An 8,727-nucleotide genomic window follows, 5' to 3' on the forward strand; every position below is an offset into this window, starting at 1 on the left:
ACCCAGAACCAAGGTTTGAATTTTGAATGGCTTTTGGTATACTGGAAAAGGTTCGTTATGCCGTTCTAGCTCAGCAGGTAGAGCACTTCCATGGTAAGGAAGAGGTCGGCAGTTCAAATCTGCTGAACGGCTTCAAGACATTTGTCGCCTGGCTAATCAAAAAAGCGGAAGCACTGGTCGTTGCTGACTGAACAGCAACGCTCACAGTACTTCCGCTTTTTTGAATTCATCATTTTTGAGGACATTCTGAAGGCATCTGAAGACCCAGGTATACCAGACGTACGCGGACTGGTGCAACGTTTATGGGGAACGGTGTATGGATCTTAGCCGTAACTAGCGACGTATAACTTGATCTTAGTAATCGTACAAGTTCATGTGTTGCCTTTTAACGAAGCACTGAAAACGGGTTAGTTATCATTTAACAGGGATGAGTGGTCTCCACCTGGACATACAATCCTCGTCGCTTCATCGTTGTGGATGGCTGATGACAGCTGGCCAGGCCGCACTCAATTGGTTTAAGAGCGATAACACATTGGCACGTTGACTAGTCAAATAACTTACGTAGATTGGCATATGCGCGCTTGTGTCGCTGATGGGAATGCCGACACGGTTGTCATCCTGTAAATCACGAACGGCGACGGTTGGATCCCACGGCGATAAATTCGTACTAAAATACGGAAAGTCTGAATATTTCGTAATTTCTGCAAATGCCATACGTTCCGGTTGATATAGAAATTTGGCATTGGGAATGGCGGATTGAATCACTTGTTTCCAGGCGCCGATTGCGCTTAAAACGATAAAGCTCATGCCTTCCAGTTCATGAAACGTGATGCGCGACTGATTGGCTTGATACATAAATTTTTGTAAGTTCACGATTAGATTTTCGGTACCAATAAAACGGGATTCAATGTCAGCGGTCAGCACTTCTTGATTAGAGAAAATCAGACTCGCTTGATGGTTGCGGAGATGGTCGGACAGTTGCGCCACCGTGATTAAATCGCGATTGACGGTTAAGTTGGCTGGCAATTGGTCGTTTAAGTGCGTCAGAAAAACCAGCGGGCCGGGAAGCGTCGTTTCAATCAGTAGGTGGTTCTGTGACTGTTCGTAATTTTGAATCTTGGTGATGAATGTTTGTTGATCCTGTAAGAGCTTTTCAGCTTCTTGCGCTGCCAGTTGGCCAGTTGCGGTGAGCGAGATGCGATTTGGTTGCCGATCAAACAGTTGGACGTTTAAATCTTGTTCGAGCTTCTGCATGCCCCGGGTAATCGTCGGCTGAGTGACGTTCAATGCCGTTGCCGTTTTTGCTAAGGTCTGCTGTTTGGCAAACGTGACGAGTTCTTCTAATAGATAGGTTTCAATCATGGATTCGAGCCACCTTTAGTATACGTTACTTGTATACTAGTATGAATAAGTGGTAATTTTCAAGGATAATGTCTGCGTGTATGATAATTGATGTAATCAAGCGTAGAAAGGATGTATGATGATGATACCAACGACAACTTTGAATAACGGCGTTACAATGCCCCAACTAGGATTCGGTGTGTTTCAAGTGCCTGACTTAGACGACTGTGAAGCAGCAGTGACCGCTGCTTTGAAGGCCGGCTATCGACTGATTGATACAGCAACGGCTTATCAAAATGAAGAAGCAGTGGGACGAGCAATCAAAAATAGTGGGCTCAAGCGCGAAGACCTGTTCATTACGTCCAAATTATGGGTTTCGGACTTCACTTATGAACGGGCGCAACGTGGGATTGACGCTTCATTAAAACGACTGGGGTTAGATTACATGGACCTCTATCTGCTACATCAACCCTATGGTGATACAATGGGGGCATGGCGGGCACTCGAAGAAGCTTATCATGCCGGTAAGATTCGTGCGATTGGTGTTTCTAATTTTTATGCCGACCAGCTCAAAAATCTTGAATTGACGATGACCGTCCAACCAGCGGTCAACCAAATTGAAGTTAACCCGTGGTATCAACAGACCGACGAAGTTAACTTTAATCAGCATGAACAAGTTCGCGTCGAAGCCTGGGCCCCGTTTGCAGAAGGTAAGCACGATATTTTCAACCAGCCAACCATTCAAGCTATTGCTGAAGCCCATCATAAGACGACTGGTCAAGTTATCTTGCGGTGGCTCTTACAACGGGGCATTACGGTGATTCCGAAGTCGGTGCATCCGGAGCGTATGGCTGAAAACATGGCCGTCTTTGATTTTGAACTATCAACTAGTGAAATGGCGACTTTGGCAAGTCTCGATAAGGGTGTCAGTCAATTCTTTGATCATCGGGATCCAGTGACAATTGAACAGATTTTTGGCGCTAGTCTCAAGCAATTACACGAATAGGAGTGTGGATTAATGACAACTGAACAAAATCCAACAATTAAGTTAAACGATGGACGGGCCATTCCTGCTATCGGATTCGGTACTTTTCAAATTCCGGACGACGGTTCAACTTATAATGCCGTCAAAGAAGCTCTTGAATTGGGCTACCGGCACATCGATACGGCCGTGGCTTACTTCAATGAAGATGAAGTTGGCCGCGCCATCAAGGATAGTGGGATTCCTCGTGATGAAATTTGGGTCACGAGTAAGCTATGGATTCAAGACTATGGCGAGGAGCCGGCTGCAAAAGCCATCGACCGGTCGCTTGAGAAATTAGGCTTGGATTATATCGACCTGTACTTGGTTCATCAACCTTATGGCGACGTTCCTGGCGCATGGCGGGCAATGGAAGCTGCCCAAAAAGCGGGTAAGTTGAAGTCGATTGGGGTTTCCAACATGACCCCCAAACTGTGGCAACAATTTGTCCCACAATTTGAGACGATTCCGGCGGTCAACCAAGTTGAATTTAACCCCTACACGCAGCAACGGCCGCTACGGGAATTATTGGCCAAACAAGATGTTAAAGTGGAAGCTTGGGCACCACTTGTTCAGGGAAATCAGGCGTTATTCAATGAACCAGTCATTCAACAGCTTGTACAGAAATACCACAAGGATGCTGGTCAAATTATTTTACGCTTTGAAAATCAAGAAGGCGTCATCGTCTTTCCGAAGTCTGTTCATGCAGCTCGTATTAAGAGCAATCGCGAGATCTTTGACTTTGAATTGACGGCTGCGGAGATGGATCAGTTGCGGGCGTTGGATACCGGCAAGGCCCAACATGATCCTGAGGCACCAGGTGTAGCAGAACGGTTATTAGGGGCATTCGACGTGCACGCTGACGATTAATTCAGCACAATATCAGAGTCACTACGATGATTGGACGGACTGGAATCATTTTCACGATGTTCGGTACGTTTATCAATCTGTCTGAAAATCGTTTGAAAAGAAAATTAATCAACAATCACTAAGCGGTGTCCACTGACTTTATTTCGAGTCAGTGGGCACCGCTTTAGTTGTGAGATTGCTTATTCGGTCGTGGCCTGATTGACGACCTGGTCGTTGAAGTCTTCAAGAATGCCGAGCAGCGTTGTCACGCGCTGTGGTCCCAGTAGATTAGCCCATTGATTTGCGCTCTGACGCATCGTCGCGACGAGTTGTTGGTCGATTTCGCGACCACTGTCGGTGAGGAGGAGACTTTTCTGACGGCGGTCACTCGCATTGGCTTGCTGCTGAACGTAACCATAACTAAGTAACGCACTAATTTGGCGTGAGATGGCACTGCGTGAGACGTGGTGCCGGTGTGCAATATCCATTAAGAGCAGCGGCGCTTGGCTTTTGCCAATCTCATGCATAATTAAAAATGCGTCTAAGGTGAGGTGGTAGGTTGTCAGTAAAGCACTCAGCTCGGTGCTAAGGTAACGAGAAACGTTGGCGTAATCGCTGAGGAAGATGTCGAAAGAATCAGCGCTGGTCATCAATAAGGACCTCCTTTTGATCTGGATAATTGGTAAACGAAAATCAACTTGATGTCGTAATAATCATAACGCCAAATAGCCGAAAAGTGTTAAATTGTGAGCCGCAAATTGATTGGCACAAATTCAATTTGAGTTGTAATTGAATTTGGTTGCGTGGGGTGTCAGTTGATTGGTGGTGAACAGAAAATCCCAGTAATGGTCATTGTTGTGGACCATTACTGGGATTTTGATGGATTAATTATATTATGAAACGACGAATTACTGAGCATGTTAGTCGATAGTACGAGGCCTCATTTGGACCTGATAATCAATCAGATATTGACTGTCAGTTAAGCTTGGGTCCGGTGCCGCCGAGCAATCATCGGCAGGATCATGCCGAGCGCCACGAAGATGATTGGCGTCAAAATATTGAGGGTCAACTGGAACAGCCAACTGCTGGGGTTGCTAGCATAGGAAGTCTTGGGAACCATCCCTAAGATACAAGCAAACGCGGTGAATAGGAAGCACCAGGCACCGACTAGTCTACCGGCAACCGGGTTCTTGAGAAACTTGTAGTCACTCTTGAACTTGCTCAATTGCTTGTTGAGCAACATGTAGGCCAGGAAGACCCACAGATAGCGCATAGGCATGACGACTGAGTTGAGGTTCAGTAGCCAGTTGAACAATTCGTTCATGTTACCGATACCCAGGGCTGGAATAATAATCAGAATGCTGACGAGGACCCCAGTTAGAATGTAACCATTGACTGGCACGTCTTTTTTATTCATTTTGCTCAATTTCTTAGGAATAAATTCTGGATCGGCATCACCAAGCAAAATCTTCAGTGGTGCGTCGATCGAGAAGGCTAACGCAGAAATCTGAGCCAGTACATTGGCAATCGCATAGAGAATCAAGAATAAGTTTCCAACGTGGTAGAAGGCACCCAACCGTTGAAAGGCGTAGTAGGCACCGTTGGCCATTAAGTCAGCTGGAATGTGCTTGGAGTTGAATAAAATCCCCATCGCAAACGACCCCAGTAGGGCACAAACGGCCACCATGCCAGCGAGCACTAACATACCGAGTGGAAATTCCCGTCCCGGATTTTTCGTCTTGTTGACGTAGGGTGAAATCTTTTCAGAACCACCGACGGCAAAGACTAACATTGAAACGGTCGTGAAATACGTAAAGTCAAATTTAGGCAAGTAGGACTTGATTGAAAACATGTTCGGCGTTTGCACGGTTGCTTTGGTCATAAAGGGCGCTGACACGGCCAAAATAATGAACAGAATCGACATGATGAACATCCCGGTCCCAGCAACGCTCCCAATCCGTTTAAGCGTCGTTAAGCCTAATGAAGCAATCCAGAGGAAGAATAAAAAGAGCACTAAACAGATGGCTTGAACGACTAACGCGGGTGTCGTATTGACAAAATTCCCGTTGCCACGGAATAGCCAGCTAAAGGCGATTAAGATGCCTTGGGGCTTTTGTGCCAAATATGGAATATGAACGATCCAATAAGTCCAGGCGGCATAGTACGCGAGCCGTTTGGTACTAGTCGCACGAATCCATGACGAAACGCCCCCCTCAGCGTCTTTGAAAGTTGAACCAAGTTGGCCCACAATCAGGGTATACGGAATAAAATAAATAATCATGATCAGAATCCAAGACGTGACGACTGAAAGCCCTTGTAAGGCGAAGTTGTTAACAACGTTTCCAAGACCCCAGACCGCCACAAATGCAATTAGTGCAATGTTGGACCAACGAAGCTGTTTTTCATTTTCCATGATGAAACTCCTTTGCGGCTAAAGTATGCTTAATTGTAAGGCCAAATTGAAAACGATACCAGTATTAACAAGTTAATATTAAAAGCGCTTTACATTTTGCAATAAAAAATGAATTTTAGGTGTCAAAACGGGGAAAATTTGCTATTGTTAAGAGTGGATAATAAACTATTAACGACGGATGGCTCGGGCGGTCCGGATGATGATGAAAGCAGGAATAATCTTGAAAGAAGTTACGATTGGTGAGTTAGCGTTAACGACAGGCATGCCGAAAATTGGCGTAGTCCTGGCGGGAGCGACGCGGGAGGACTTGATTCGCAAGGCGGGGCAGATTTTGACGTCGGCCGCGCAAATCGTGGTGTGGCGATTGAATCCATATCAAGAGTTAGATAATCGGGCGGAACTCGTCAATACCGCCTCCCAATTGCAGCAAGTCTTAGGGACGATTCCGTTGGTGGCGACGTTTACGATGGCAAATGACGCGGATGAAATGGCTGAATATTATCAGACTTATCAAACGCTGGTCAATAATCGGAGCGTGGCCGCTGTTGACGTCGACATCGCAATGGTCAACCAACCTGATTTTATGACGCTGACTCAGCAGATGCGAGCCAATAAGATTCGCTTGATTACTAGCCAGACGGTAACGCGCGCATCGACTACGGAATTAGTGACGACTTATCAAACATTGGCGGCCACTGGTGCGGATGTCGTCCGAGTCACCGTCGAAAGTCAAGATGCTCAGGACGTTTTGGCTTTGATGGCAGCGACTGAACAAGCGCATCGCCAGTTGGCCGTACCCGTGATTGCCACGGCGATCGGGAAAATGGGCCGTTACAACGGCATCTGTGGCCAGTTGACGGGTTCAGCGGTCGCGTTTGGACACGTCGGGCGCGTCGGTGATCAGAATCAGTTGACGGTCAGTCAAATCAAACAAGCATTACAGCTACTAGTCCCAATTGAAGGAGCGTGAAAGGCATGCAGTGGCGGTCATTTTGGCGACATACGCGTACAATTGTTGAAACCTTACTGATTTATTTCTTATTGATTCAGGGGCCATATGATTTGTGGATCGGCAAAACTGGCTACCAGATTGGGTCTTATTTAATCGACATTGTCGGCATCACCGTGCTATTCATGGTGGTGGAACTCGGTTATAACGCGATTCGACAACACGTCTTGAAACGACGGTCGCAGAAGAAATAGCTGAGATTTGTGTTCAGTAGATGAAATAAACGCCGTCATCAGCAGGGGAGAAAACTTGTTGGTGGCGGCGTTTTTGTGTGCATTTTGATAGGAAACCAGTTGAGGTTATTTCGGGAGAAATCTAGGTCAATCGAGACTTGTTGTTGGATTTTTGTTAAGCGATAGATGAGTGACACAAACGAATCGTTGCGCGATGCAAAAATTGTTCAGGTGAACAAAATAGTGGGGATATGAGCAATGGTGGGTGGGAAATCAGTGTGCGGCTGGTTTTTGAGCCCGTCATTCTGTTAGTGAGATATTAAAATAGTTTTGCGATAAACAACAATATTAATCAAGTTAGTAACAGCTTAATTAGAAATCTAATAATTAGTTGAGCTTTCTGAGGACGCCATGCTATAGTTAAAAACCGTAAATCGTGTATTGATTAAACACGATAATTAAATATAGTAAAAACACTTTATTTAATGCGATTAATGGTTATGTCAGTCAGGTTTTTAACAGAGAAATGGGGAATTCCTATCAATCGTCGTGAAATGAAAGTTAGTCGTTATAAAATGTATAAAAGTGGTAAATTATGGTTATTCGCTGGTGTGACCTTATTGGCCGTCAATATCCAGCTGGTCAGTGTCCACGCGGATGAGGCAGTTGTTCAGTCAAACACTGAACAGGTCACCGCGGAAGTCGCGCACACTAATTCGAACGTTGAACAGCCGGCTTTAGCTGTGATGAACCCCCAAGCGGCCAAAGATGATAACGCTGACATGCGCGTTAGCGAGGTCGCGGATGTCGAGGGCGGTACTGCGGATAATACCGCGGTTGTTGAGAACACAGCTGTGAATGACGAGGCGGATGTCAGCGCTCCTACTGATGTAGTGGCTAGTACCGACAGTAGTGCCGAAAATGCCGCGAATAGCGAGTCAGACACCGACATTGTCGATAAGGCAGATGTGAATAGGACAGACAATATCAGTGATGCGGCTAGTGGTGACCTTGATGAGAATTCGGCTGCTGTGAGTGAACAGGTCGAAAACGTCCTGACTCCGGAAATAGATTCGCCGGTCAATCACCATCCTGAAGTGGTTGCTGAGACTGAACAAGTTCGAACGGACGCAGATGTCAACGATATGGCGACTGAACAACAAGAGGCGTTGACGATTGCTGATGCCGGACGAGCGGATAATCCAACGACTACCGGTAACTTTGGCGTCGATTGGGAGTTTGATGTGGCGACAGGCACGCTGACTCTGCACGGCGGCACGTTGAAGAACAGTTACGGGGACAATCCTTGGAAGCGCCAGACTTGGGCCTCGTCGATTAAAAAAATCTTCATTGCCGATCGGATTATCGCCGGAACGAATATGAACGGCCTGTTTTCCGAACTGACAACGGTTGAAAGCTATGAAGGTTTAGAAAAAATCGACACTAGTGCCGTGACGAATATGCAGTCGGTATTTAAGGGTAACTATGCAGTCAAATGGCTAGATCTCACTGCTTGGGATGTGAGCAAGGTCACCACGATGGCCAACATGTTTAAGGGTAGTTTCATGGGTACTGAACTTAATTATCTCAATTTAAGTGGTTGGCAGACCCATAACGTGACTGATATGCAAAATATGTTTTGGCACAACAAACAACTGCGTCTAATCGACGGCTTAACTGATTGGGATACCAGTCAAGTTGTCACGATGACCAATATGTTCGCTCACAGCGGTGTTCAGCACTTGGATCTATCTAATTTTGATTCGAGCAGTCTGGTTGAAATGGATGGCGCTTTTGGACAAATGGCCAACTTAGAAAGTATCGAGTTCGGAAGTAAGTTCACCACTGAACACGTCACCGATATGAACGGGCTGTTTGCGGATGATGAAAAGCTCAAATCGTTGGACCTATCTTATTTTAA

General features: G+C 46.1%; 8 protein-coding genes and 1 tRNA gene. 6 read left to right on the forward strand and 3 right to left on the reverse strand.

Translation table 11 applies throughout. The annotated features are described in order from the left end of the window. The first annotated feature begins 59 nt into the window (after positions 1-59). Positions 60-132 (forward strand) — tRNA-Thr (locus KGF65_RS15845). Between the two features lie 333 nt (positions 133-465). On the opposite strand, the gene KGF65_RS15850 is transcribed toward KGF65_RS15845, so the two are convergent. After that, positions 466-1,362, reverse strand: a complete 897-nt coding sequence (locus tag KGF65_RS15850; RefSeq protein WP_216748737.1) for a LysR family transcriptional regulator — start codon at positions 1,360-1,362, stop codon at positions 466-468. 118 nt (positions 1,363-1,480) lie between these two features. Between KGF65_RS15850 and KGF65_RS15855 the strand changes: the two genes are divergently transcribed. Continuing rightward, a complete protein-coding gene (locus tag KGF65_RS15855) occupies positions 1,481-2,347 on the forward strand; it encodes an aldo/keto reductase (protein ID WP_101873009.1) in 867 nt (288 codons plus the stop codon). A 12-nt stretch (positions 2,348-2,359) separates the two neighbouring features. Then, a complete protein-coding gene (locus tag KGF65_RS15860; protein WP_216748738.1) occupies positions 2,360-3,232 on the forward strand; it encodes an aldo/keto reductase in 873 nt (290 codons plus the stop codon). Positions 3,233-3,411: 179 nt separating this feature from the next. Here KGF65_RS15860 and KGF65_RS15865 read toward each other — a convergent pair whose 3' ends face one another. Next, positions 3,412-3,861, reverse strand: a complete 450-nt coding sequence (locus KGF65_RS15865) for a MarR family winged helix-turn-helix transcriptional regulator (protein WP_050337678.1) — start codon at positions 3,859-3,861, stop codon at positions 3,412-3,414. A 329-nt stretch (positions 3,862-4,190) separates the two neighbouring features. Beyond that, on the reverse strand, positions 4,191-5,624 hold the full coding sequence (locus KGF65_RS15870) for an APC family permease (RefSeq protein WP_003639506.1): 1,434 nt from the start codon (positions 5,622-5,624) through the stop codon (positions 4,191-4,193). A 196-nt stretch (positions 5,625-5,820) separates the two neighbouring features. On the opposite strand from KGF65_RS15870, the gene KGF65_RS15875 reads away from it, so the two are divergent. The 3 genes from KGF65_RS15875 to KGF65_RS15885 form a co-directional block, all read left to right on the forward strand. Continuing rightward, a complete protein-coding gene (locus tag KGF65_RS15875; RefSeq protein ID WP_216748739.1) occupies positions 5,821-6,594 on the forward strand; it encodes a type I 3-dehydroquinate dehydratase in 774 nt (257 codons plus the stop codon). 5 nt (positions 6,595-6,599) lie between these two features. Next, positions 6,600-6,827, forward strand: a complete 228-nt coding sequence (locus KGF65_RS15880; RefSeq protein WP_050337677.1) for a hypothetical protein — start codon at positions 6,600-6,602, stop codon at positions 6,825-6,827. A 554-nt stretch (positions 6,828-7,381) separates the two neighbouring features. Beyond that, the coding region (locus KGF65_RS15885; RefSeq protein ID WP_216748740.1) for a BspA family leucine-rich repeat surface protein at positions 7,382-8,727 on the forward strand (1,346 nt) is incomplete at its 3' end.

Origin of the sequence: Lactiplantibacillus sp. 30.2.29, from assembly GCF_018991255.1 — a bacterium.
Classification (GTDB): Bacteria; Bacillota; Bacilli; order Lactobacillales; family Lactobacillaceae; genus Lactiplantibacillus; species Lactiplantibacillus pentosus.